The sequence below is a fragment of the Alcanivorax sp. HI0007 genome, assembly GCF_001635525.1.
Taxonomy (GTDB): Bacteria; Pseudomonadota; Gammaproteobacteria; order Pseudomonadales; family Alcanivoracaceae; genus Alcanivorax.
In genome coordinates this window covers 1-25,245 of sequence record NZ_LWEJ01000256.1, presented here as the reverse complement: position 1 = coordinate 25,245, position 25,245 = coordinate 1, and the positions used below count along the sequence as shown (strand labels likewise).

The following is a 25,245-nucleotide window of genomic DNA, read 5'->3' as shown; positions in this document are numbered from 1 at the left end:
CTTTCGTTTCCGCACCGACAAAGCTGCCTGTCACTGGATCGAACATGGGCGGGGCGGTGCTTTCCGGCGCCGCTTGCGGCTCCTGCTCGGCCTCGGCTGTCGTTTCCTCAATGGCGGGTAATTCCTGGGTGCCTGACACCACATCCGGTGCGGCGGTGGCCGGGCGATCGACCACAGTATGCAGGCTGATGCCGTTTTCGAAGTAGACGGTGAAACCGTCATAATTCCAGCGGGTAATGGCCGGTGAGCCCACCGGGCCGCGGACGGAGGAGGGTGAACCGAAGTCTGCCCGTACCCGTGCTTCAGACATACCGCGTTGGGGAACCTCGGCGGCCACGACCGCAGCAGGCATGGCCAGCGCTGCAGAGGCCAGCAGCGTCATTATTCTTATCTTCATTTCTTCCCCCGGCGAGAATGTATTTTCTTTCGATATTAGAAAGTTAGGGACGCTTATTCAACCACTTTGCCAGATCCTGAACGCGGACGTTGTTCACAAAGCAGGACTCATAATGTAGCAGTTTTCCAGACCCGTGGTATTTGTCCCGGGTTTCGGGTTAAATGCGCTCCATGTTTCGACCACTATCCTTTTATGTGGGGCTGCGCTACACCGGTGCTCGCGCCCGCAACAGTTTTATCTCCGTGATTACGTTGATTTCCGCATTGGGTCTGATGCTGGGGGTTGCCGTACTGATCACGGTCCTTTCCGTTATGAATGGGTTCGACCGGGAATTGCAGACCCGCATCCTGGGCATGGTCACCCATTTGTCCGTCCAGGGGCGCGAGCCGGTCCAGGACTGGCAGGCGCTGGCCAATCGGCTGGGTCACCACGATGAGATTACCGCGGTGGCGCCCTTCGTGGAGCTGGAAGGCATGCTCAGCCATCGTGGCAATGTGGCCGGCGCCATGATCAACGGCATTGAGCCTCAGGCCGAGCGCAAGGTGTCCATCGTGGGTGACTACATGGAGCAGGGTGAGCTGGAGAAACTGGCCCCGGGCGAGTTTGGTATGGTGCTCGGCTATGGCCTGGCCCGTCGTCTGGGGGCGGAACTGGGAGACAAGGTTACCCTGGTACTGCCGGAAGCCACCATTTCCCCTGCCGGTGTAATGCCCCGTTTCAAGCGTTTCACCGTCACCGGTATTTTCCGCGTGCGGGCGGAAGTGGATTCCCTGTATGCCTATATCAATGTGCAGGATGCCGCCAAGCTGGCCCGTCAGGCGGGGACCGTGCAAGGCGTGCGGCTGAAGCTGGATGATCTGTTCAGTGCCCCGGCCATGGGGTGGACGTTGCAGCAGGAGCTGGGCCCGAATTACTACACCCGGGACTGGACTCGCAGTCACGGCAATCTGTTCCAGGCCATCAAGATGGAAAAGACCATGATGACGCTGTTGCTCAGCTTCATTGTGGCGGTGGCGGCATTCAATATTATTTCCAGCCAGGTAATGCTGGTCACCGAGAAGCGCGCCAATATTGCCGTGTTGCGAACCCTGGGAGCCTCGCCGGGGACCATCATGCGTATCTTCATGGTGCAGGGTACCGTGATTGGTTTTGCCGGCACCCTGCTGGGTACCGGTCTCGGTGTACTGATGGCCACCAATGTGAGCAATCTTGCCGAATGGGTGGAGCGGACCTTCAACACCCGGCTGTTTGATGCCTATTTTGTTAACTACCTTCCCTCGGAGCTGCAGTGGTCCGATGTGATCACCATCGTTTCCATCGCCCTGGTAATCAGTTTTTCGGCCACCCTTTACCCTTCCTGGCGTGCCAGCCGGGTGCAACCGGCGGAGGCCCTGCGCTATGAATGATTCCCGCAATGCTGCCGGCACCGGTATCGTGCTTCAGGCCGAAAAACTGGTGAAGTGCTACGAGGAAGGCAATAACGAGCTGGAAGTGCTGAGTGGTGTGGATCTGACCGTGACCCAGGGCGATATCCTGGCGATCATCGGTACCTCCGGCTCGGGCAAGTCTACCTTGCTGAATTTGCTGGGCGGGCTGGACCGGGCAACCCGGGGTAGCGTTTCCATTGCCGGGAATGCTCTGGCCAGCATGAGTGATCGTGACACCGGCAAGCTGCGCAATCGCTATCTGGGCTTCGTCTATCAGTTCCATCACCTGTTGCCGGAATTCACCGCGCTGGAAAACGTGGCCATGCCACTGCTGATTCGTGGTGAGAGCCCGGCTGTCTGCCAGGAGAAGGCGGCAGCGATGCTGAAGAAGGTGGGGCTGGATCATCGTCTGTCGCACAAACCCTCAACACTGAGTGGTGGTGAGCGTCAGCGGGTAGCCATTGCCCGGGCCCTGGTGACTGAACCTGCGCTGGTGATGGCGGACGAACCCACGGGGAATCTGGATGAGCGCACCGCGGCCCAGGTGCAGTCACTGATGCTGGAGCTGAACGAAACGCTGGGTACTGCGTTTATGATCGTCACCCACGATCGGGAGTTTGCCTCCCGTTGCCCGCAGCAATACGAGCTGCATGATGGGCTATTGCGGCGGCTCGACTGAGTCGTCGTCCTCGTTGTTTTCCTGTTTTTCCTGTTTGCGGACTTCCCGTCGTATTGCTCTGGCGCGACGGTGGGCGCGCAGGTTCCAGCTGCGAACAACGGCGAGCCGCCAGGCGACTTTGACGGCCGCGTAGGCCATCCCGCCAAACACCAGTGCGCAGAGCATGGATCCCAGCCACAACGGCACCAGCTGCTCCACAAACCAGGCCACGGTGATGCCTTCGCCGGTCTGGGGTGGCATGCCCAGTATCCAGGCGCCAATCCGGTAGGTGAAATAGAAAATCGGCACATAGGTGACCGGGTTGGAAATCCATACCAGCACCACGGAGAGGGGCAGATTGCAGTGAAAGCGCACGGCGAGCAGGGCAGCCAGGCCCATCTGCAGGGGGATGGGTAGCAGAGCGGAAAATACCCCGATAAAAGCCGCACCGGCCAGAGAGCGCCGGTTGATATGCCAGAGGTTGGGATCGGACAACACCTCACCCAAAAAGCTCAACGCTTTGTGTTCGCGCAGGCGATCAGGTTTGGGCAGGTATTTGCGGAAGATCCGTTTTGGCATGAACTCGTGTCTGCAGACCGTGATCGGGTAGCCGGAGCCCCCGCGAATGTTGCCGGTATCCCGGTGGATATCCGGCAGGCGGGACACCCCGCCGACATCTGTTATGCGTTGTGATAGCGCATGGCGGGCATGAATTAGCGCCAGAATCCTACCTGACCAACCCCCGCGGCTGGCTATTATGCCCGTATCAGAAAAAAAGGCATACACCTTCACGGGCCTTTATGTACCGATCCCATGATACAAACAACGGGCGTGAAGAGGGCGGCGATTATCCACGGGAGCAGGGATGCGATGGTGGGGGTTATCGGCAGCGCTGGCATCCGCATGCTGGTTGGGCGTGCTATGGCCGGCAGTGCTGCTGTTCGTTGTGGCCGTTACCGGCTGGCGGCGAGGCAGGCATTGGTTGCTATGGTTGCCGCTGTTGTGGTGCTACGGCGTGGTGCAGTTGCACAGTGGGGTAGCCGCGAGATTGCCGGAGTCCCTGGAGGGGGATACGCTGAGCGTGCAGGGGCAGGTGGTGGGATTGCCTGCCACGGTCAAGGAGTTCCGTTTCGGTCGCTGGCGTTATCGCCAGACACTGACGCTGGATGTGTGGGCGGCGCCCGCCTGGCCGGGGAGGCATCGTATCCGGGCGAATGCCTATGAACTGCCGGTGCGGGTGAAGGCTGGCCAGCGGTTGGCGTTGACGGTGAAACTGAAAGCGCCCCGAGGGGTGTACAACGCCACCGGGGTGGATGCAGCGCGCCGTGATCTGGCCAGCGGCATTGATGCCAGAGGCACGGTAAAGGCATGGCGCGTGCTGGATGAAGCGGTCGGGCTGGATAGCTGGCGGCAGAGCGGGGCAGAGCGGGTGGCGGAGCAGGTGGCCGAATCACCGGCAGGCAGGGCCATTCTGCCGGCATTGGTGGTGGGCGACCGGTCGCGTCTGTCCCCTGAACTGTGGCAGCAGTTCCAGATAACCGGTGGCGCGCATCTGTTGGCTATCTCCGGGCTACATATTGCCATCGTGGCAGGCTGGTTCTGGTGGTTGGGGCGTTGGTTGTTGGGGCCGCTCCTGCAGCGGCTTTTTCCTGTGTTGGGGGCGTTCACCCTGCAGCAACTGGCATGGGGGGCCGCGTTGCTGGCGGCGCTGGGTTATGCCGCCCTGGCCGGTTTCAGCCTGCCAACCGTCCGGGCTGTGATCATGCTGGCGGTGGTGGCCGGGGCGCAATGTACCCGCGTGGCTGTTCCGCTGTGGAAGAGCCTTGGTATGGCGCTGTTGCTGGTGTTGCTGCTGTTTCCCCTGTCCGCATTGTCCGAGAGCCTGTGGTTATCGTTCGGTGCGGTACTGACCATCGCCGTGCTGTTGACCAGCCATGGCGGGCGCCGCTTGCTGGTGCTGTTGCCGCTGGTCATGACGTTGGTCGGCGCCATTTTATTCCAGCAATGGTCGGTAAGCGCACCGCTGGCCAATCTGGTACTGATTCCCCTCTATACCTGTCTGGTGGTGCCTCTGGCGTTGCTGGGCAGCCTGTTTCAGCAGACCTGGCTTTTGCAGGGGGCGGCCACCGGTACCGAGTTATCGGTGTGGTTGATGGACGCGCTGGCTGCCTGGACCGGACACTGGCGGTTGCCACTGCCCACGGCGATCAATGGCGCCTTTGCGCTGCTTGCCTTGACCGTGCTGTTGTTACCTTCGTTACCCTTTCCGCGCCGGCTGTTGCCGCTATTGTTGCTGCCCTGGCTGTGCCAGCGCCCGCAGCCATTGCCCGACGGTGAGTGGCAGCTGGTGGCGTTTGATGTGGGCCAGGGTCTGGCGCTGGCGGTTCGCACCCGGGAGCATCTGCTGATTTACGATACCGGGCCATCCTGGCCCGGTGACAGTATGGCCAGACGTATTGTGGTGCCGTGGCTGGCCCGCCAGGGGCTGACACCGGATCGCATCATTATCAGCCATGGCGACAATGACCATGCTGGCGGAGCGGATGCGCTGGCGGGGATGGCACCGGTCCTGAGCGGGGAATCCTCACGGGTGCCGGACAGTCGGCCCTGCAATGCCGGGCAGCAGTGGCAATGGGACGGCGTGGCCTTTTCGTTGCTGTGGCCCCGGCGTGGCGTCAGGCCGGGCAATGAGTCCAGTTGTGTGCTCCATGTGGCCGGTGCCGACCGCTCGTTGTTGATTCCTGGTGATATCGGTAAGCAGAGCGAGTATCGGTTGTTGGGTGAGCTGCCGCCCACGGACTTGCTGGTCGTGCCCCATCATGGCAGTAACGGTAGTACCAGTGCGGCGTTGCTGCGACAGCTACGGCCCGCCTATGCCCTGGTCAGTGCCGGTTATCGGAATCGGTTTCGTCATCCGCATCCACAGGTACTGCAACGGCTGGGCAATGCCGGTGTCACAGTTCTGCGCACCGACCGGGATGGCATGATTGTGTTTCGCTGGGGTGCCGCTGATAATGTGCCGCTTATAACAACATGGCGCCAATATCGTGAAAGACCCTGGCATCGGCCAGCGGCCTGGCGTTTCTGGTAACCATTAACCCGGCGCGCTTTATTGGCGCCGCTGTGAGTGAGGGGAGAAATAAAGGTGCAGGATCTTGTGCAGTCCGGGGGCTGGATGATGCTCCCGATCTTGATCTGTTCGGTGGTGGCTTTGGCCATCGTGGTGGAACGTTTCTGGACACTGCGTCCGAGCAAGCTGGCACCGGCGGATACCTTGCCGCAGGTGCAGACACTGCTCAAGCGGGGTCTGCTCAACGAGGGCAACCTGGTCAAGCTGCGCGACAGCTCACCACTGGGCCGGATTCTGGCCACCGGTCTGGCCAATGCCCGTCATGGTCGTGACATCATGAAGGAAAGCATCCAGGAGAGTGCCACCATCGTGGTCCATGAACTGGAAAAATTTCTCAGCACCCTGGGGTCCATCGCCGCCATTACGCCGCTGCTGGGTTTGCTGGGTACAGTGATCGGCATGATTGATGTCTTTGCCGCCATCATGATGCATGGTACGGGCGATGCGGCCCAACTGGCCGGCGGTATTTCCCAGGCGCTGCTGACCACCGCTGCCGGTCTGGTGGTGGCGATTCCCGCCATTTTCTTCCATCGTTTCTTTGTACGTCGGGTGGAAGAAATCACCATGGAGCTGGAACAGAGCGCGGTGCATGTCGTGGATCTGGTCCATGGCGATCGCGAGGCGGAACCGGGAGGCAAGGCGTGAAATTTCCCCGGCCCAGCCAGGAGGAGATCAGCGTTAATCTGACGCCCCTGATTGATGTGGTGTTCCTGCTGCTGATTTTCTTCATGGTCTCCACCACCTTTGATGACAAGACCCAGTTGTCGATCACCTTGCCGGAGGCTGATGCGGCACCGTTGGCTCAGTCTCCCGAACAGGTGGAGGTGACGATCACCTCTACCGGCGATTATCTGGTCAATGGTGAAAAACTGGCCGCCAGTGACAGCAAGACGCTGCGCATGGCTCTACTGAAACTGGGTCAGGAAAAAACCGACCTTCCGTTGCAAATCTATGCGGATGCCAATGTGGCCTATCAGTCGGTAGTTCGCGTTTATGACGTGGCCGGGCAGCTGGGTTTTGTTAAGCTGTCGCTCACTACTCGCGAATCTCCCAACGAGGCACAATGAGTCAATCCTCTGTGGACGTGTTGCCGACGTATACTCGGCTACTCAGTTACGTTCGGCCCTACTGGTTCATGCTGGTTATCAGTGTGATCGGCTATGCCATTTATGCGGCCACACAGGCCGGAGCTGCCCAGCTTGCCGGTTTTCTCGGTGAAACCATTGTCGAGCCTACCGATGCCAAGGTCCTGCTGGTTTCCATCGCGCCCTTGGTGTTGGTGATCTTTCAGGGCCTGGGCCAGTTCATGGGCAGCTACTCCATGAACTGGGTAGCGCAGCAGTTGGTATATGTGCTGCGCAACGATGTGTTTGGTCATGTGTTGCGATTGCCCCAGTCGGAGTATCACCGCAATGCGTCCGGGCGGATCATGTCGAAAATCATCTTCGACGCCCAGCAGGTCACCAGTGCCGGCACCGATGCCATTATCGTGATTATTCGCGAAGGCTTGACGGTAATCGGCTTGACCGCCTTCCTGCTCTGGCAAAACTGGAAGCTCACCCTGATTCTGGTAGCAGTTGTGCCCTTGATTGCCCTGGTCGTGAATGTGACCAGCAAGCGCTTTCGCAAAATCAGCCGTCGTATCCAGTCCTCCATGGCAAACATCACCCACTTTCTCGGCGAAGCTATCGAGGGCAGTGGTGAGGTGAAAATTTTCGGTGCCCAGGAACAGGAAGCCGATCGTTTTCATAGCGTCAGCCGCAGCTTTGCCAAACAGAATGTGAAGCTCAATGCCAGCAAGATTGCCAGCACGGTGATTGTGCAGTTGTTTGTGGCTGTGGGGATCGGTGCCATCACGTTTCTGTATATCAACCTGATGGGGGAAGACCTGTCCGTCGGCGGCTTCCTGTCCTATATCGCTGCTGCCGGCATGATCCAGAAGCCGCTCAAGCAGCTTACGGATGTGAATGTGAAAGTGCAGCGCGGGGTCACCGGCGCCGCCAGCCTGTTCGAGTTGCTGGATACCGAACAGGAAGAAGATGCCGGGACCTACGTGTTGCCAGCCAAGGCACGGGGGGATATTGAATTTGACGGCGTCACCTATGGTTATGACCCGGCCGAACCGGTACTGAGAAATTTGAGCTTCTCTATCAAGTCTGGTGAAACCGTGGCGCTGGTCGGGCGTTCCGGGGCAGGGAAAAGTACCATCAGTGCCATGTTGCCCCGTTTCTTCGATCCGGATCAGGGCCGTATTCTCCTTGATGGTGTGCCGCTGCCCGAAATCCAGCTTGCGGATCTGCGTCATCAGATTGCCATGGTCAGCCAGCGGGTGGTGCTGTTCAACGATACGGTGCGCAACAATATCGCCTATGGTGAGCTTCGCGGCGTGGATGATGCGACGATCGAGCAGGCCGCCCGTGACGCCCACGCCTGGCGATTTATTGAGCAGCTGGAGCAGGGGCTTGATACCCGGCTGGGCCAGGATGGGGTTCAGCTTTCGGGAGGGCAGCGTCAGCGTATTGCCATTGCACGGGCGCTGTTGAAAGACGCGCCGATCCTGATTCTGGACGAGGCGACCAGTGCTCTGGACACGGAATCCGAGCACCACATCCAGCAAGCGCTGGAGCAAGTCATGCAGGGCCGTACCACCCTGGTTATCGCCCACCGCCTGTCGACCATCGAGAAGGCGGACCGAATTCTGGTACTGGATCAGGGGCAGCTGATCGAGCAGGGTTCCCATCAGGAGCTGCTGGACAGAAACGGCCTCTACACCCAGTTGTACCGCATGGATTTTGCCGAGGAGTAAGTCGGCCATGGGCTCATTGAGCGAATGGATTCAACAGGGCTGGTACAAGGGCAGCCCCTGGCTGGTGCCGCTGAGACCACTCTCCCTGCTGGTGTCACTGGAAGCCAAGCGCCGGCTGCAACGGTTCCGCAAGCAAAGGCCGTTACCGCCGGTGCCGGTGTTGGTCGTCGGTAATATCACCGTGGGCGGTACCGGCAAGACCCCGTTGGTGATCGCCCTGGTCCAGGCCGCCGTTGCCCGTGGATTGAAGGTGGCAGTGGTATCCCGGGGATTCGGAGGCAAGACGGATCAGTATCCCCGCCAGGTCACGGCGGACAGCAATGCCCTGGAAGTGGGGGACGAGCCGGTGCTCATCGCCCGTCGCACCGGGGTGCCGGTTATTCTGGACCCGGACCGCCGTAACGCTCTGGATGTGGCGATTCGTGAGTACAGCCCGGATCTGGTAATCAGTGACGATGGTCTGCAGCACTATGCCTTGCCCCGCAGCGCTGAAATTGTTGTGGTGGACGGCCAGCGTGGTCTTGGTAATGGACGCTGTTTGCCGGAGGGTCCGTTGCGCGAGCCGGCCACTCGCCTCAAGGAGGTGGATTTCGTGGTCAGCACTGGGGGCGGCTGGAGTGGGGCATACCCCATGATAATGCGACCTGCAGACATCACCTCCCTGGCCACGGAGGAAACGCTCGATCCCCGGGCATTCCTGCGCAAGCATCCCCAGGTCCATGCGGTGGCCGGTATTGGCAACCCCAAGCGCTTTTTCAATCTGCTCAGTATGCTGGGTCTTGGCACGACTCCTCATGTCTTCCCCGATCATCACGCTTTCCAGCCAGCGGATCTGGCTTTTGCTGATGGGCTGCCCGTACTCATGACGGAGAAGGATGCGGTCAAATGCGCTCCTTTCGCAGAGCCTCACTGGTGGTACCTGCCGGTGACAGCCAGTTTGCCTGAGGGGTTGCTGGAGCAGATGCTGGACCGGGCGCTGGGAAAGGAATAGCTGCAAGCTACAAGCTTCAACGAGGAATAGGCTTTGTTTTATTGTGAGCGGCGCTGGTCGCGCTTGATCGCTGGTCGCGGCTCATGTGTTTCAACAATCCTTTGCTCGCGTTGTAGCTTGCGGCTTGTAGCTTGAAGCTTTACTGAATGAGGTTTTCTGATGAGTTTTTATGTGGTGGTGCCTGCCCGGTACGCATCAACCCGCCTACCGGGTAAACCGCTGGCGGATATTGCCGGCAAACCCATGGTGGTACGAGTCGCCGAGCGCTGCCAGCAGAGTGAGGCGGGGCAGGTCTATGTGGCCACCGATGACAGCCGCATTGCGGCTGCCCTGGACGGACAGGTGCCGGTGGTGATGACCCGGGAGGACCATCCTTCGGGCACCGATCGTCTTCAGGAAGTGGCCGCCACACTGGGATTGGCCGATGACGATATTATCGTCAATGTGCAGGGCGATGAGCCGTTGATTCCGCCGTCGGTGATTAACCAGGTAGCCGCCAACCTGGCCGCCAATCCTTCCTGCCAGATGGCCACTCTGTGTGAGCCCATCGATGATGCGGACTCTCTGTTCAACCCCAATGTGGTGAAAGTGGTGTTCGATGACCAGGGTCGAGCCCTGTATTTTTCCCGTGCGCCGATCCCCTGGCATCGCGATGGCTTTGCGGAGGGTGGCAGGGATATCCGCGATGGCCAGTGGTGGCGGCACATCGGCATCTATGCCTATCGGGTGTCTTTCCTTCACCAATATGTCCAGTGGCCGCCGGCCCAGCTGGAACAACTGGAATCCCTGGAGCAGCTGCGAGCCATGGCCAACGGCGTGGCGATCCATGTGGCGCCAGCCACTGAGGTCGTACCCGGCGGGGTGGATACCCCGGCAGATCTGGAGCGCCTGCGAAAACAACTGGGAGGGCAGGTATGACGGTGTCCGTCCTGTTCGTCTGTCTGGGTAATATCTGCCGTTCGCCGACTGCTGAAGCGGTCTTTCGCGAGCGGGTGATCGCCGCTGGCCTGGAAGCGCATATCCGTATCGACAGCGCCGGTACTGGTGACTGGCATATCGGTCGTGCCCCGGATCCCCGCACCCGGGAAGCGGCGGCCCGCCGCGGTTATCAGATGGATACCCTGCGTGCTCGGCAGGTGAGCCCGCAGGACTTCTATGAATTTGATGTGGTATTGGCCATGGACAATACCAATCTGGCGGATCTGCAAGCCATGCAGCCAGCGGATGTGAATGTGACGCTGGGCCGGTTTCTGGATTACTCCACCGCCGCGTCAGTGAAAGAGGTACCGGATCCCTACTATGGCGGCGAGGACGGTTTCGACCGTGTACTGGACCTGATTGAGGGCGGTGCCGACGGTCTGCTGGACGCGTTGCGGGAGCGGCTATGAGCCTGCCGCCGGCACTGATAGAAACGGATGCGGATCTGAGTGCACTGAACACCCTGCGCCTGCCTGCCCGGGCCCGACGTCTGGCCCGGCCAGCCACGCTGGATGCCCTGGAGCAGGTGCTGGCAACGCGGGATCCATCACAGCCGTTACACGTAATCGGTGAAGGCAGCAATCTGGTGATCCAGAATGATTTGCCCGGTCTGACCCTGTGTCCGGCCATGGACGGTATGGCCAGGGTAAAAGAGGATGAACACTGTGTCTGGGTCGCTGCCGGTGCCGGAGTGCACTGGGATGACCTGGTGGGCTGGACGGTGGAGCAGGGCTGGCAGGGACTGGAAAACCTGTCACTGATTCCCGGCACCGCCGGGGCGGCACCCTTCCAGAATATCGGCGCGTATGGGGTAGAGCTGTCGCAAGTGCTGGAGCAGGTGACCGTCATGGAAGTGGCAACCGGTCGGGTGACTCACTTTGCTGCCGAAGAATGTGCGTTCGCCTACCGTGACAGCCGTTTCAAAAGCCGTGATCGCGGCCGTTATGTGATTACCGGCATCGAGCTGCGCCTCAACAAGATACCCGCCTGTAATGTGAGTTATGGTCCCCTGAAAGAATACTTCGGCCATTTACCCAGTGACGAAATATCGCCGGCGTCCGTGCGCGAGCGAGTGATTGCCGTGCGTCAGAGTAAATTGCCTGACCCGGCGGTACTGGCCAATGCGGGCAGCTTCTTCAAAAATCCGGTGGTCACTGCCAGCAAGGCGGGGCAACTGAAAAAGAGCTTCCCGGGCCTGGTGGGTTATGAGCAGCCCGAGGGCATCAAGCTGGCTGCCGGTTGGCTGATCGAACAGGCCGGTTGGAAGGGCCGCAGGTTGGGTCCCGTGGGTATGCATATTGAGCAAGCCCTGGTGCTGGTCAACCATGGCGGCGCGACCAGCGATGATGTGCTGGCACTGGCCTCTGCCGTGCGTCGTGATGTGTGGGAGCGCTTCGGCGTCAGCCTGGAGCAGGAGCCGGTCCTGCTGCCGTAATAGCGGAGCTGTACGAACGAGAGAGTATGCGTGCTTGAGCGCGAAGAGTTCGCCTTAGGCTCAGTGCACCCTACGTTTTGGAAAGCACCCATAAAAAAAGCCCCGCTCAAAAGAGCGGGGCTTTTTTATGGTGAAGAGTCAGCTTACCTCAGGATTCCGAGGAAGCATCCTCTTCTGCGGCTTTGGCGGCGGCGGCCGCTTCGGCCTGTTGCTGCCGACGACGCTGGCGCGGGTCATTGCTGGCCCGGCCCATTTCTGCGGCGGCGGGCTTGGCTTCGGCGCGTACCGCTTTCACCTCGGTGGCCCGGCTGGGGAGCGCATTGGCTTCCGGCTCGGGGGCCGCCTTCGGCTTCTCCGCTTCACGGGGAGCCGGCGCAGTGCGCTGGTAGCCCGGTTGGCGCGGATCATTGCTGGCGCGGACCGTCGTATCGCCTTCGGCCGGGCTCTTTTCTGCCACCGGTTCGCTGGCGGCAGGCTTGTCTTCCGCCTGAACCGGGGCCTCTGCAGCGGGCGCCTGGTCAGGCGTTTCTGCTTTGGTCACGTCCTGGGCTTGTGGCGCAGCTTGCTCAGGGGCTTTGGCAGCAGCCGGTTGCGGTGCAGCGGCGGGCTGCTCAGCGTTGGGCGCGGCCGCTTTCGGCGTTTCGGCCTGGGACGCTTCCGCTTCCTGGGCAGGTTTCTCCGCAGTAGGCGCGGGCGCTACCGGTTTTTCGGCCGGTTTCTCGGGCGCTTCAGCGTGCGGTTTCGCTTCAGCCTTCACTGGCGGCTCGGCGTTTACCGGCTGCTTGGGCTGGGTGTCTGCTTGCGGCTTTTCCGCAACCGGAGCCGGGGCGGCAGCTTGCTCAGCGGGTTGTGCCTCGGCGTCTGTCTCTACCTTTTCGGTTTTGGTCGTTTCCTGAGGCTGTGCCGGCTTGGCCGCGCGTTCACTTTCGGCTTTCTCCGTTTTCTCCACCTTGCTGGCTGCCTGAGGCTGCGCACTGGCAGTGGGTTCCTGTGCCGGAACCAGCTTCGCCGGCGGATGGCCTTCATCGTCCTGCTCTGCTGCCGGGGCAGGGGAGCGGGTCGGTTGCGGCTTGTCGCCCTGCTTTACGTTGCGGGCCGGTTGAGCCTGCTGGGGCTTCTGATCGCCAGCAGGCTTGTCGCCACTGGCTGCAGTTTTTGCAGGGCGCTGGCGTTCGCGCAGGGGACGGTCATCCTTGGCATCGTTGCGACGGGGTGCCTTGGGCCCCTTGCTGTCACTGCTGCCTTCGGTGTTGTCCTGCTGCTGGGGCTTCTTGCTGCGTGGCTTGTTGCCGCCGTCGCTCTTGTCGCCCTTGTTGTCATTGCGGCCTTCATTGTTACGACCGTCGTTACGGTTGTCGCCGCCACGGTTGTCGTTGCGGTTACGACGGTTGTCGTTACGGCCGCGACGTTCGTTGCGATTGTCGTCCTTGTTGTCGCCGGAGCGGTCTGCGGAACGGTTGTCCGACTGGCGGTTATCGTTCTTGCGATTGCCCCCGTCCTTGTCGTTCTGGCGTTTGTTGCGCGGATTGCGATTATCACTGTCGCCACCCTTGCCGCCGCTCTTGCCAGCATCCTGCTTGTTTCGGTTGTCGTTACGGTTACGGTTGTTGCCGCCGCGACCGCCGCGGGAGTGTTGCTGGCGCGGGTTACCCTTGCCCTGGGGCTGGGGTTTCTTGACCTTGGCCGGCTTGGGCTCGCTGGTAAAGATCTGCGCCAGCCAGGTGAAGAAGCGGGCCAGGATACCCAGATTTTCTTTTGCGGTAGCCGCCGGTGCCGGAGCCGGCTTCGGCGCTGGCGGGGCGGTATCCGGTGCCATCAGTTTGACCGCCGGCTCCTGGGTCTTGATTTCCGTATCCTGGGCGGAAGCGATATCCGCATCCTTGTTTCCTTCCAGCAGCTCCATCTCATGGCTTGGCTGGGCGGTGGTCTGGTCATCGCGAATCCGTTCCACCTCGAAATGCGGGGTTTCCAGATTCTGGTTGGGGATGATGACCACACGCACGTTATGCGCATCTTCAATGGCGCGCAGGGGTTCGCGTTTTTCGTTCAACAGGTAGGTGGCCACGGCCACCGGTACCTGGGCCTGTATCTCGCCGGTGCGCTCCTTCATGACCTCTTCTTCGATCAGGCGAAGGATGCTCAGCGCCAGGGATTTCACGTCACGGATATGGCCCTGTCCGTTACAGCGCGGGCAGACAATGCTGGAGGTTTCACCCAGGCTCGGCCGCAGCCGCTGTCGGGACAGCTCAAGCAGGCCAAAGCGCGAGATGCGACCCAGCTGGATACGGGCCCGGTCAGCCTCCAGGGCATCGCGCATGCGGTTTTCCACATCCCGCTGGTTGCGTGCCGGGCCCATGTCGATGAAGTCCACCACGATCAGGCCGCCGATATCACGCAGGCGCAACTGGCGGGCGATTTCATCCGCCGCTTCCAGGTTGGTGTTCAGGGCGGTTTCCTCGATGTCCGCGCCCTTGGTGGCCCGGGAGGAGTTGATATCGATGGATACCAGCGCTTCGGTGGGATCGATAACAATGGAACCGCCGGACGGCAGTTTCACTTCACGCTCGAAGGCGGTCTCGATCTGGGATTCGATCTGGAAGCGGGAAAAGAGCGGGGTCTCATCGCTGTACAGCTTGATCTTGTGCTGGAAGTCCTGCATGACCTGCTGCACGAAGCCCTGGGCCTCGTCGTAGACTTTTTTGGAGTCGATCAGGACTTCGCCAATGTCCTTGCGCAGATAATCGCGAATGGCGCGGATGATGACGTTGGATTCCTGGTAGATCAGGAAGGGCGCCTTGCGTTCCCGGGAGGCATCATCAATGGAATTCCACAGCTTCAGCAGGTAGTTCAGGTCCCACTGCAGTTCTTCGGCGCTACGGCCCAGCCCTGCGGTGCGAACAATGACCCCCATTTCATCGGGGATGGTCAGCGCGCCCAGGGCTTCCTTGAGCTGCTGGCGTTCCTCACCCTCAATGCGACGGGAAATACCGCCGGCCCGGGGGTTGTTGGGCATCAGTACCAGATAGCGGCCGGCCAGGCTGATGAAGGTGGTGAGGGCGGCGCCTTTATTGCCGCGCTCTTCCTTGGCCACCTGGATAATGACTTCCTGGCCTTCCTTGATGACTTCCTTGATGTTGATGCGACCCTGGATATCTTTCGGGTCTTTCTGGAAGTACTGGCGGGAAATTTCCTTGAGAGGGAGAAAACCGTGGCGTTCAGCGCCGAAGTCCACGAAGGCGGCTTCCAGGGAGGGTTCTACCCGGGTGATCTTGCCTTTGTAGATGTTGGCCTTTTTCTGTTCGCGGGTTCTGTGTTCGATATCCAGGTCATACAGCCGTTGGCCGTCGACCAGTGCCACCCGAACCTCTTCAGGGTGAGTGGCGTTAATAAGCATACGTTTCATGGTGCTACCACAAGGTTGTGGTGGCATGAGGCAGGGCCGGAATGTAACCGGTAGCAGACCAGGGGGAGTGCTGGCAGGCTTGTCACGGGCAGGGCGCACGCTGGGCGTGTTTAATCGCTTTCCTGGGTGATGATTGTGCCTGAGTCAGCGGCTCTCCGAGTTGTGTGCAATGTTTAGTGCGTAATCGTACTGGCAAGTGGCCAGTCTATAATGCTTCACGCGATTGCCGTGGTTAGCGTCACACAGCAATGTGTAAACTCTTGTCTGTCTGTTTTCCAGGTCGTTTGACCGGCGCTGCAGCCACCATCGTTAATGTTCAGGGTCCGTCATCGGACGCTGTTTAAATGGGTTCATCTGCAGCGTTTGCCCACACTGCATTCTGCGAATGGGCGATAACGCTTGTTGTAAACCTGAGGCGGGCTCTGTCTTCTCGGCTATGCCGGAGCGGGCCGGACGGCGAATGTTCGCTGCGCGTCGCCGTCGCCTATATTCAGGTCGACGCTTGACTATAGCAGCAAAAGCCAAGGGGGATCAATCAGATAGGAAGGGGGCAGTGAATAGTTAATCGTTAACAGTTAATAGCTTTACAGTATCGATTCTGTGTTGTTGATAGGTGTATGCGCGCGCTTGGGAGTTGGGCGCGAGCTGGCGGCATTTTAGGTGAGAATGCACTTTTGCGCGCAACTATTCACTGTTAACTGTTCACTATTAACTGCTTTTCTATAGAATCGCCGCCATGTCAGACGAGACCCCCGCAGCGGATCGTGTCAGCTTCGTGACCATCGACGAAGGCCGTCACGGTCAACGCCTGGACAATTTCCTCTTCACCCACCTCAAAGGGGTGCCCAAATCCCGTGTCTATCGGATTATCCGCTCCGGGGAAGTGCGGGTGAATAAAGGGCGCGCCAAACAGACTACCCGGCTGGCCAGTGGCGATGTGGTGCGTATCCCGCCGATCCGTACCAGTGAATCCGAGGCGCCACCGGTGGTCAGCAGCGGACTTACCGAGCGGCTCAGCCGTGCCTGCGTCTATGAGGATGACCAGCTTTTCGTTTTCAACAAGCCCGCGGGGCTGGCCGTGCATGGCGGCAGCGGGGTGAGCCTGGGGCTGATTGAGGCCCTGAGGGTCATTTACCCCCAGGAAAAGGAAATGGAACTGGTACACCGACTGGATCGGGATACCAGCGGCCTGATCATGGTGGCCCGCAAGCGTGCCTTTCTGCGCAAGCTGCAGCGACTGATGCAGGCCGGTCAGGTAGAGAAACGCTACTGGCTGCTCTGTCAGGGGTTCAAGGGCAAGGAGCGGGCCCTGGAGGCGCCTCTGCTGAAAATGCAGAACGGCAACGAGCGAATCGTCCGGGTGTCCCGGGAAGGCAAAGCCTCGGTGACCCATTTTCGCATGCTGGAGCGGCTGGCGGACGCACAGTTGGTAGAAGCCACCCTGGAAACCGGGCGCACACACCAGATTCGCGTGCACAGCCAGTTTGGCGGGTTCCCTCTGCTGGGGGATGACAAATACGGCACGGACAAAGGCGCCGCGTTGCTGGCCAGCATCGGTCACAAACGGCTGTGCCTGCATGCCCGGACCCTGGTTTTTCCTCACCCGAATACCGGCAAGACGGTTTCCCTCACCGCGCCGCTGGATGAGGATTTCGAGGCCATCCTGACCGCCCTGCGAGGTGCCCGGTGAATTATGATCTGGTGATCTTTGACTGGGATGGCACGGTGATGGACTCCACCGGGCGTATCGTCAGCTGTATGCAGCTTGCGGCGGGGGATCTGGGGTTGCCTTCACTGCCCGATGAAGTGGTGCGCAGCATTATCGGACTGGGGCTGCCGGAGGCAATCGGGACCCTGTACCCGGTGCTGGACGGCGGTGGCATCGAATCCATGCGCGAGCGCTATGCATTCCACTTTATTGCCGCAGAGGCGACCCCCAGCGCGCTCTATCCCGGTGCCGAATCGTTATTGACCGAACTGCGGGATACCGGGCTGAAGCTGGCGGTCGCCACAGGCAAAAGCCGCAAGGGGTTGCAGCGGGTATGGGGCAATACCGGGCTGGATCGTTACTTCCATGCCTCCCGTTGCGCCGATGAAAGTCATTCCAAGCCACATCCCGCCATGGTGCTGGAGTTGCTCGAAGAGCTGGCGGTGCCGGCACAGAGGGCGATTGTTGTGGGTGACACCACGTTTGATCTGGAGATGGCTCGTGCCGCCGGTGTTGATCGTGTTGCGGTCAGTTACGGTGCCCACCCGGTGGAGAAGCTATTGCCTTGTGAGCCTCTGGCTGTCATTGATAGATTGCACCATCTGCTGCCTGTACTGGGTTTGGCAGCCACTGAACTGGTTACGGAGAGTCTGTAAATGGAAAATCAGTCCCCATCTTCCCGTCCCGGGAATGAGCGAGAGTGGAAACTCATCGAGAAATTGCTGGGCCAGGCCCAGGACGAGCACCGCAAATCCCGTCGCTGGGGTATTTTCTTCAAGATTCTCACTTTCGTTTACCTTTTCGTGCTGCTTTTCGTCATGTTGCCGGGCAAAACCGGGGAAAGCATGACAGTCACCGAGGAGCATGTGGGGTTCGTTAACGTCTCCGGCGTGATTGCCCCGGATCAGGATGCCAGTGCGGATATGATTGTCTCCGGCCTGACGCGGGCTTTCGAAGCGGAAAACGCCAAAGCCATCGTCCTCAAGATCAATAGCCCGGGCGGCTCCCCGGTGCAGTCCAACCAGGTTTACAACGCGATCAAGCGGCTGCGTGCCGAGTACCCGGAGAAGAAGGTGTACGCCGCCATTACCGATCTCGGTGCTTCTGGCGCCTATTACATTGCCTCTGCCGCGGATGAAATTTATGCGGATCCCGCCAGTATCGTGGGGTCCATCGGTGTGATTATGGCCGGTTTCGGTTTCCAGGAAGCTGCGGACAAGCTGGGTGTGGAGCGCCGTGTGCTCACCGCAGGAGAAAACAAGGCAGTGATGGATCCGTTTTCTCCGATCAGCGCGGATGATCGAGAGCATATGCAGACGATGCTGGATGAGATCCATCAGCAGTTTATTACCGCCGTGAAGAATGGCCGAGGCGATCGTCTCAAGGCAGATACCCATCCGGAGATTTTCTCTGGCCTGTTCTGGACCGGTGAGAAAGCGTTGGATCTGGGGTTGGTGGATGGCCTGAAAAGCCCCGGTGACGTGGCCCGGGATGTGGTCAATCTGGAAGAGATGGTGAACTACAGCGTCAGCCGCTCGCCCCTGGAAGAGTTCGTCCGTCGTTTCGGTGTTTCCATCGGCGAAGGTGTCGCCAAGACGCTGGGCCTGTCGGCGGCTCCGGAAATTCGCTGAAAGAGCGCCGCCAGCTAGCGGGTTCCGGAGGCCGCATTGCTCCGGAGCCCGCGCCATTCCTTTATAGAGGCAGAGAGAGTCCCTCCGCTGCCAGGAATTCCGTCAACAGAATCAACGGCAGGCCCACCAGGGTATTGGGGTCGCGGCCTTCCATTGCCTTGAACAGGACGATGCCCAGTCCCTCGGATTTGAAGCTGCCGGCGCAATTGAGAGGCTGTTCTGCGTCCACATAGCGCTCGATCTGTTCCGGGCGCAGAGTGCGAAACTGCACGTGAAAAGGGTCGCAGGCTACCTGGCTTCGTCCGGTGGCGGTATTGAGCAGACACAGGCCGGTAAGAAAAGTGACCCTCTGGCCGCTGGCTGACGTGAGCTGATCGATGGCCTTTTCCCGTGTGCCGGGTTTGCCCAGCACCTGATCGCCGATCACGGCGACCTGGTCAGAACCGATAATCAGTGTATTCGGGTGGTCACCGGCCAGGGCCGAGGCCTTGTTCAGGGCCAGGCGCATCACCATTTCACGGGGAGATTCGCCCGCCAGGGGGGATTCATCGATATCCGGGCTCTGGTGGATAAAATCCACACCTAACTTGTCCAATAACTGGCGACGGAAAGGTGAGGATGAGGCAAGTAACAGGGCAGGGGTGTCGGTCATGATAATCTCCGCTTCAGGCGCGGCAGAGTGTAGTGATTTTCCCGGGATGGAAGAAGGGCTGTAGGCCGTTAAACCGGGTAAAATGACCTGCCTGGGCCGGATTTCTGCCTCCAGACCGGTAATCTTTTTGCCGGTTACAAAAAACTCTTTTCACGTCAGTAGCTTAGCTGACCACATTAACTTTGACAGGCGGGCCTTGCGGCCCTAGAATTGCGCGCTTATGTTTTCAGGGCAACTGCCACAGTTCCTCGATCCCCGCAAATACGCGGATCAGGGTCGCGTCGTTGAGGGCCAGCTCACCGTTGGAGACCTGCCTCGCCTGCAGGAATACCACGAAAGTCTGGACCAGCCGGTAGCAATATCACTGGCGTTCGGTCGTGATGAAGAGGGGCATCGGCGTATCGAGGGCGAGGTTAGCACGAAACTGGTGCTGCCATGCCAGCGCTGCCTGGAGCCAGTGACCTGTGACGTACAGGCGACCATCAATGTGGCGCTGGTATGGAATGAGGATCAGGCCAAGGCGTTGCCGGAGCGACTGGACCCCTGGCTGGTTGGTGAGGAGCCCATGGTGCTCACCGATCTGCTTGAAGAGGAATTGTTGCTGGCCATGCCGTTGGTGGCACTGCATGACTCTTGCCCGACAGCTTTACCGCACGAGAGCGGTAAACCTGAGAAACAGGAAAACGCGGATAACCCTTTTGCCGTGCTGGCCAAATTAAAAGGTCAAGGCAAGTAAATTCAGGCTGAATAAACGCCCGAGGAGTTCGAAATGGCTGTTCAGAAGAACCGTAAAACCCGTTCCAAGCGCGGCATGCGCCGTTCTCACGACGCGCTGACTTCTGCCGCGCTGACCGAAGATACCAACACCGGTGAAGTTCACCGTCGTCACCACATTTCTCCGGACGGCATGTACCGTGGCCGCCAGGTGATTCGTCAGGTTGAGACCGACGACGAATAAGTGACGCGGGAGCCAGGGGCTCCCGTTTTGCTGTGTGCCTGCACCTGTAAAGGCACCATGAAATCCTCCTTCGGGAGGATTTTTTGTAAGTGGTCATTTTTGTAAGCGAATAAGAAGTCACCATGTTTCCATGGGCGGAAATTTGTCAGAATGTCCGCCGCTGAATTGATAACAAGGAAACAGCCCATGTCGGTTGTGACGTTGGCGGTGGATGCCATGGGGGGAGATCACGGTCTGGCCGTGACAGTGCCTGCTGTGGCAACAATGCTTTCCCGCCAGGAACATCTGCACATTATTCTCGTTGGCCAGCCGGAACCGCTGGCTGACGCCATCAAAAAGGCCGGCCTTGATGGCCATCCCCGGGTGACGGTCCAGCCTGCCAGCGAACTGGTGGCCATGGATGATCCGGTGGCCGTGGCCCTGCGCCAGAAAAAAGACTCTTCCATGCGGGTGGCCATCAACATGGTCAAGGAAGGGCGTGCCCAGGCGGCGATCAGTGCCGGTAATACCGGCGCACTCATGGCCGTGAGCCGCTTTGTACTGAAAACCCTCCCCGGGGTGGATCGACCCGCCATCTGCACCGCCATTCCCACTGTCTCCGGTCACTGTCATATGCTGGACCTGGGCGCCAATGTGGATTCCGAGCCAGAGCACCTGTTGCAGTTTGCCCTCATGGGACAAGCCCTGGTCAATGCGGTGGATGGGGTACGCCATCCCCGGGTGGCCCTGCTCAATATCGGTGAGGAAGATATCAAGGGCAACGAGCAGATCAAGGACGCCGCTGCGCTGTTGCGGGATGCGCCAAACATCAATTACGCCGGCTTTATTGAAGGGGATGGCATCTTCGCCGGTGAGGCCGACGTGGTGGTCTGCGACGGTTTTGTGGGCAATGTGTCGCTCAAGACCATGGAAGGCGTGGCCAAGATGCTCAAGAACATGATCCGCGAGGAAGCGGAGCGTTCCTGGTTGCGCAAGCTTTCCGCCTTGCTGGCACTGCCGGTGTTCCGTGGCTTGAAATCGCGCATGGACCCGGACCGTTACAATGGCGCCAGCCTGGTTGGCCTGCGCGGCGTGGTGGTGAAAAGCCATGGCGGTACCACGGTGGAAGGCTTCACCAGCGCCCTGGAAGTGGCCGAAGTGGAAGCGCGCCGCAATGTGCCGGCGCTGATCCGCGATGCCCTGGCACCTGCGAGCAGCGGCACCGACGCCTGAAACAGTACATTAATACTTTGTTGCAGGGTGAGCCGGACAGCTAACGGCAAAGCCGGCATACTGCGACCTGCACTTTCAAGGGGATAGTGAATGTCCAAAACTGCTTTTATTTTTCCCGGTCAGGGCTCCCAGAGCCTTGGCATGCTTGCTGACTTTGCCGACCGCCCGGCGGTAAAGCAGACCTTCCAGGAAGCCTCCGGCGCCCTTGGCCTGGATATCTGGGCTCTCTGCCAGGAGGGCCCCCAGGACGCCCTGAACCAGACCGAAAATACCCAGCCCCTGTTGCTCACTGCCGGGGTGGCCCTGTGGCGGCTTTGGGAACAGAGCGGCGGTCCGCGCCCGAATCTGCTTGCCGGCCACAGCCTGGGTGAGTACACCGCGTTGACCTGTGCGGGTGTGATCAACCTGGGTGATGCCGTACGTCTGGTCCGTACCCGTGGACAGCTGATGCAGCAGGCCGTGGCCGAAGGAGAAGGCAAGATGGCGGCGGTGCTGGGTCTGGATGATGAACAGGTGCGTGCGGCCTGTGCCCAGGCGGCGGAAGGTGACGTGGTGGAAGCGGTAAACTTCAATGCGCCCGGTCAGGTAGTGATCGCCGGCTCCGCAGCAGCCGTGGAGCGCGCCATCTTCGCCTGCAAGGAAGCGGGTGCCAAGCGTGCCATGCCTCTGCCGGTCAGTGTGCCGTCCCACTGTGCGTTGATGAAACCGGCGGCGGACAAGCTGGCCGAAACGCTCAATGCCACCAATTTTCATGCTGCGGAAATGCCCGTGATCAATAATGTGGATGTGGCCATGGAAACCGCGCCGGAGCAGATCCGTGACGCGCTGATCCGCCAGCTCTATTCGCCAGTACGTTGGGTGGAAACCATTCAGGCGTTGAAAGAGCAGGGTGTGAGCCACGTTTATGAATGTGGTCCCGGCAAGGTGCTCAGTGGTCTGATCAAACGGATTGACCGGGACATTGCTGCCCGGCCGCTGGAAAACGGAGAGGCCTTCGAGGCTGCTCTGAAAGGAGAATAAGGATGTCAGAAAAGAAAATCGCGCTGGTCACTGGCGCCAGCCGAGGCATCGGCCGTGCCATCGCCGAACAGCTGGTCGCAGACGGTTTTTTCGTGGTTGGTACCGCCACCTCGGAAAAGGGCGCTGCCGCCATCGGTGATGCACTGGGAGCCAATGGCGCCGGCAAGGTGCTGAACGTGACTGACAAGGAGTCTGTTGCCAGCACAGTAAAGAGCATCAATGATGAGTTTGGTGCACCGCTGGTATTGGTGAACAATGCGGGCATTACCCGCGACAACATCATGCTGCGCATGAAAGATGACGAGTGGGAAGATGTCATCGATACCAACCTCAATTCCCTCTACCGGGTCAGCAAGGCCTGTCTGAAAGGTATGACCAAGGCGCGCTGGGGTCGCATTATCAATATCAGCTCCGTGGTCGGGACCATGGGGAACGCGGGTCAGGCGAACTATGCCGCTGCCAAGGGCGGGGTAGAAGGTTTCACCCGCGCATTGGCGCGGGAGCTTGGCTCACGTAACATCACAGTGAATTCCGTGGCGCCGGGCTTTATCCAGACGGACATGACGGAGGCCTTGCCAGAGGCGCAGAAGGACGCACTTCTGGCGGGTATTCCGCTGGCTCGTCTGGGGCAACCCGGTGAGATTGCCAGCGCGGTTGGCTGGCTTGCCAGTGACGGTGGCGGTTACGTCACCGGGACCACTTTGCATGTCAATGGCGGCATGTTTACCGGATAGCCCAATAAGTGGGCACCGGAGGGTTTCTGGAAAAGCGGTCTAATACACTGTTTTTACAGAAGAAAATATTTGGAAAAACTTGAAGTTGCAGCACTGGCTCGGTTGGGTTGCAAGCGCAAACAGCGTTCACCTAGAATAGCCGCTGACAGGTGCTAGCACACCATTAATCAGGAGAGTTATAGGATCATGAGCAGCATCGAAGAACGCGTACAGAAAATCATCGTTGAACAACTGGGTGTTAAGCCGGAAGACGTAAAATCAGAAGCGTCCTTCGTTGAAGATCTGGGTGCCGACTCCCTGGACACCGTTGAGCTGGTGATGGCCCTGGAAGAAGAGTTTGAAACTGAAATTCCTGACGAAGAAGCTGAGAAGATCAGCACCGTTCAGTCTGCTGTGGATTACATCAAGGCTCACAGCTGATTTCAGTCGTTCAGGCAGTATCAAGAAAGCCGCAAGGTTCCTCAGAACTTGCGGCTTTTTTGTTGCCGCTGAACAGGTCGTTCGGTTGTCATGAAAACCGGGCAGAATGAACGGCCCCATGGCTGGTCAAGCAAGGCCAGAATGTTGATTTTGCTTACATAACGGCGACGAGCAGATCGGCACTTTGTAGTAACCTTGTCGCTATTGCCGCAAAAATAATGGATGGAGGTATTCGGGTGACGTCACGGCGAGTAGTGATCACGGGTCTGGGAATGTTGACGCCGCTGGGAGCGGATGTGGCTTCCACCTGGGAAGGTATCAAGGCGGGCAAGAGCGGTATCCGCAATATCGATCACTTTGATACGGAAGCCTTTTCCACACGTTTTGCCGGGCTGGTTCCGGAATTCGACATTGCGGATTACCTGTCTCCGAAAGATGCCCGCAAGATGGATATCTTCATTCAGTACGGGCTTGTGGCGGCGATTCAGGCTATCCGTGACGCGGGCCTGGATATGGACAAGGAGGACGGTGACCGGGTCGGTGCGGCTTTTGGCTCCGGTATCGGTGGTCTGACCAATATTGAAGACAATCACGTCAAGATGCTGGACTCCGGCCCGCGCAAGCTGTCGCCGTTTTTTGTGCCTGGCACCATCATCAACATGATTGCCGGGAATCTGGCCATCATGTACGGCATGAAGGGGCCCAACGTGGCCATCACCACAGCCTGTACCACCGGTACGCACAATATTGGTTTTGCCGCCCAGCAGATCATGCTGGGCCAGGCAGACGTGATGGTCGCGGGCGGTTCCGAAAAAGGCTCCACGCCGCTGGGCCTGGGGGGCTTTGCGGCTGCCCGGGCACTGTCTACCCGTAATGATGATCCCCAGGGCGCCAGCCGTCCCTGGGACAAGGGGCGGGATGGTTTCGTGCTGGCCGACGGCGCGGGTGCGGTGGTGCTGGAAGACTACGAACATGCCAAGGCCCGTGGTGCGACCATCTATGCGGAGTTGGCGGGTTTCGGCATGAGTGATGATGCTTATCACATCACTGCGCCGGCGGAAGGCGGTGTCGGGGCCATGAAGGCCATGGAAAATGCCCTGCGCAACGCCGGGGTTTCTGCCGATAAGGTGGATTATATCAATGCCCATGGCACCTCTACCCAGATGGGCGATCTGGCAGAAATTGCTGCCATCAAATCCCTGTTTTGTGCCCATGCCGAGAAGCTGGCGGTGAGCTCCACCAAATCCATGGTCGGTCACCTGCTGGGCGCGGCCGGGGCGGTGGAAGCCATTTTCTCCATCCTTGCCATTCGTGACTCCATCGCACCGCCCACCATCAACCTGCATGAACCGGACGAGGGCTGCGATCTGAATCTCGTTGCCAACAAGGCACAGCAGCGGAACATCGATTACGCCCTGTCCAATTCCTTCGGTTTCGGTGGCACTAACGGAACCCTGCTGTTCAAGAAGGTGTGATGCTCGATCCCCGTGACCGCGGACTGGCCTATGGCGATGGTCTGTTTGAAACCCTGAGAGTGACAGCCGAAGGGCGGGTTCCTCTCTGGGCGGGTCATCACCGGCGCCTGCAACAGGGAGCGCGGGTGCTGGGGTTGCCAGTGCTGCCGGAGTGTCGTTACCAGGCCGCCATTGCGGAAGGCGTCGCTGCCCTGGCAGGGGAGCCCGGTG

23 protein-coding genes and 2 pseudogenes are annotated in these 25,245 nt (G+C 59.6%); 21 read left to right on the top strand and 4 right to left on the bottom strand.

Going from position 1 to position 25,245, the window contains the following annotated elements:
- Nucleotides 1–397: pseudogene (locus A3714_RS14505) on the bottom strand (hypothetical protein); the annotation flags it as partial.
- A 170-nt stretch (nucleotides 398–567) separates the two neighbouring features.
- On the opposite strand from A3714_RS14505, the gene A3714_RS14500 reads away from it, so the two are divergent.
- Both A3714_RS14500 and lolD read left to right on the top strand, forming a co-directional pair.
- On the top strand, nucleotides 568–1,803 hold the full coding sequence (locus A3714_RS14500; RefSeq protein WP_063509079.1) for a lipoprotein-releasing ABC transporter permease subunit: 1,236 nt from the start codon (nucleotides 568–570) through the stop codon (nucleotides 1,801–1,803).
- A complete protein-coding gene (lolD, locus tag A3714_RS14495) occupies nucleotides 1,796–2,503 on the top strand; it encodes a lipoprotein-releasing ABC transporter ATP-binding protein LolD (RefSeq protein ID WP_063509078.1) in 708 nt (235 codons plus the stop codon). Before A3714_RS14500 ends, lolD begins: the two co-directional genes overlap by 8 nt.
- Here the strand turns inward: lolD and A3714_RS14490 are convergent.
- A complete protein-coding gene (locus A3714_RS14490; protein WP_231866126.1) occupies nucleotides 2,483–3,148 on the bottom strand; it encodes a DUF2062 domain-containing protein in 666 nt (221 codons plus the stop codon). The two genes, lolD and A3714_RS14490, sit on opposite strands and share 21 nt — an antisense overlap.
- 199 nt (nucleotides 3,149–3,347) lie before the next feature.
- On the opposite strand from A3714_RS14490, the gene A3714_RS14485 reads away from it, so the two are divergent.
- From A3714_RS14485 to murB, 8 genes are all read left to right on the top strand, one after another.
- Nucleotides 3,348–5,573, top strand: coding sequence for a DNA internalization-related competence protein ComEC/Rec2 (locus A3714_RS14485; RefSeq protein ID WP_063509675.1), 2,226 nt, complete (start codon nucleotides 3,348–3,350; stop codon nucleotides 5,571–5,573).
- Nucleotides 5,574–5,627: 54 nt separating this feature from the next.
- Nucleotides 5,628–6,257, top strand: a complete 630-nt coding sequence (locus tag A3714_RS14480) for a MotA/TolQ/ExbB proton channel family protein (RefSeq protein ID WP_062816555.1) — start codon at nucleotides 5,628–5,630, stop codon at nucleotides 6,255–6,257.
- Nucleotides 6,254–6,679 (top strand): biopolymer transporter ExbD, encoded by a 426-nt coding sequence (locus tag A3714_RS14475; protein ID WP_062816556.1) that lies wholly within the window; start codon nucleotides 6,254–6,256, stop codon nucleotides 6,677–6,679. The genes A3714_RS14480 and A3714_RS14475 overlap by 4 nt, the downstream gene beginning before the upstream one ends.
- Nucleotides 6,676–8,418: a lipid A export permease/ATP-binding protein MsbA gene (gene msbA / locus A3714_RS14470; protein WP_063509674.1), complete on the top strand. Its 1,743-nt coding sequence runs from the start codon at nucleotides 6,676–6,678 to the stop codon at nucleotides 8,416–8,418. The genes A3714_RS14475 and msbA overlap by 4 nt, the downstream gene beginning before the upstream one ends.
- Before the next feature lie 7 nt (nucleotides 8,419–8,425).
- Complete coding sequence (lpxK, locus tag A3714_RS14465) at nucleotides 8,426–9,409, top strand: tetraacyldisaccharide 4'-kinase (RefSeq protein WP_063509673.1); 984 nt, start codon at nucleotides 8,426–8,428, stop codon at nucleotides 9,407–9,409.
- 159 nt (nucleotides 9,410–9,568) lie between these two features.
- Nucleotides 9,569–10,327: a 3-deoxy-manno-octulosonate cytidylyltransferase gene (kdsB, locus tag A3714_RS14460; RefSeq protein WP_062816559.1), complete on the top strand. Its 759-nt coding sequence runs from the start codon at nucleotides 9,569–9,571 to the stop codon at nucleotides 10,325–10,327.
- A complete protein-coding gene (locus A3714_RS14455) occupies nucleotides 10,324–10,797 on the top strand; it encodes a low molecular weight protein-tyrosine-phosphatase (protein WP_197461892.1) in 474 nt (157 codons plus the stop codon). The genes kdsB and A3714_RS14455 overlap by 4 nt, the downstream gene beginning before the upstream one ends.
- Nucleotides 10,794–11,822 (top strand): UDP-N-acetylmuramate dehydrogenase, encoded by a 1,029-nt coding sequence (gene murB, locus A3714_RS14450; protein WP_062816560.1) that lies wholly within the window; start codon nucleotides 10,794–10,796, stop codon nucleotides 11,820–11,822. Before A3714_RS14455 ends, murB begins: the two co-directional genes overlap by 4 nt.
- A 148-nt stretch (nucleotides 11,823–11,970) precedes the next feature.
- Here the strand turns inward: murB and rne are convergent, their stop codons facing one another.
- The gene (gene rne / locus A3714_RS14445; RefSeq protein WP_082850726.1) at nucleotides 11,971–15,225 is read right to left on the bottom strand and encodes a ribonuclease E; all 3,255 of its coding nucleotides are present in this window, start codon (nucleotides 15,223–15,225) and stop codon (nucleotides 11,971–11,973) included.
- Between the two features lie 736 nt (nucleotides 15,226–15,961).
- Between rne and A3714_RS14440 the strand changes: the two genes are divergently transcribed.
- The 3 genes from A3714_RS14440 to sppA are packed head-to-tail and all read left to right on the top strand — an operon-like array spanning nucleotide 15,962 to nucleotide 18,564.
- Nucleotides 15,962–16,915 (top strand): RluA family pseudouridine synthase, encoded by a 954-nt coding sequence (locus A3714_RS14440; RefSeq protein ID WP_063508348.1) that lies wholly within the window; start codon nucleotides 15,962–15,964, stop codon nucleotides 16,913–16,915.
- Entirely contained in the window at nucleotides 16,912–17,589 is a 678-nt protein-coding gene (locus A3714_RS14435) for an HAD-IA family hydrolase (RefSeq protein ID WP_062816563.1), read from the top strand. Before A3714_RS14440 ends, A3714_RS14435 begins: the two co-directional genes overlap by 4 nt.
- Nucleotides 17,590–18,564, top strand: coding sequence for a signal peptide peptidase SppA (gene sppA, locus A3714_RS14430; protein WP_062816564.1), 975 nt, complete (start codon nucleotides 17,590–17,592; stop codon nucleotides 18,562–18,564).
- A 61-nt stretch (nucleotides 18,565–18,625) separates the two neighbouring features.
- Here the strand turns inward: sppA and A3714_RS14425 are convergent, their stop codons facing one another.
- On the bottom strand, nucleotides 18,626–19,216 hold the full coding sequence (locus A3714_RS14425) for a nucleoside triphosphate pyrophosphatase (protein ID WP_062816565.1): 591 nt from the start codon (nucleotides 19,214–19,216) through the stop codon (nucleotides 18,626–18,628).
- A 220-nt stretch (nucleotides 19,217–19,436) separates the two neighbouring features.
- Between A3714_RS14425 and A3714_RS14420 the strand changes: the two genes are divergently transcribed.
- The 8 genes and pseudogenes from A3714_RS14420 to A3714_RS14385 all read left to right on the top strand — a co-directional run.
- Entirely contained in the window at nucleotides 19,437–19,952 is a 516-nt protein-coding gene (locus A3714_RS14420; protein ID WP_062816566.1) for a YceD family protein, read from the top strand.
- Between the two features lie 33 nt (nucleotides 19,953–19,985).
- A complete protein-coding gene (gene rpmF / locus A3714_RS14415; RefSeq protein WP_035247326.1) occupies nucleotides 19,986–20,174 on the top strand; it encodes a 50S ribosomal protein L32 in 189 nt (62 codons plus the stop codon).
- 186 nt (nucleotides 20,175–20,360) lie between these two features.
- The gene (plsX, locus tag A3714_RS14410; protein WP_062816567.1) at nucleotides 20,361–21,386 is read left to right on the top strand and encodes a phosphate acyltransferase PlsX; all 1,026 of its coding nucleotides are present in this window, start codon (nucleotides 20,361–20,363) and stop codon (nucleotides 21,384–21,386) included.
- A gap of 90 nt (nucleotides 21,387–21,476) precedes the next feature.
- Entirely contained in the window at nucleotides 21,477–22,406 is a 930-nt protein-coding gene (fabD, locus tag A3714_RS14405) for an ACP S-malonyltransferase (RefSeq protein ID WP_063508349.1), read from the top strand.
- 2 nt (nucleotides 22,407–22,408) lie between these two features.
- Nucleotides 22,409–23,140, top strand: a complete 732-nt coding sequence (fabG, locus tag A3714_RS14400) for a 3-oxoacyl-ACP reductase FabG (protein WP_063508350.1) — start codon at nucleotides 22,409–22,411, stop codon at nucleotides 23,138–23,140.
- A gap of 186 nt (nucleotides 23,141–23,326) precedes the next feature.
- Nucleotides 23,327–23,560, top strand: a complete 234-nt coding sequence (acpP, locus tag A3714_RS14395) for an acyl carrier protein (protein ID WP_035233967.1) — start codon at nucleotides 23,327–23,329, stop codon at nucleotides 23,558–23,560.
- 236 nt (nucleotides 23,561–23,796) lie between these two features.
- The gene (gene fabF, locus A3714_RS14390; protein ID WP_197463427.1) at nucleotides 23,797–25,035 is read left to right on the top strand and encodes a beta-ketoacyl-ACP synthase II; all 1,239 of its coding nucleotides are present in this window, start codon (nucleotides 23,797–23,799) and stop codon (nucleotides 25,033–25,035) included.
- Nucleotides 25,035–25,245: pseudogene (locus tag A3714_RS14385) on the top strand (aminodeoxychorismate lyase); the annotation flags it as partial. The gene fabF and the pseudogene A3714_RS14385, both read left to right, overlap by 1 nt.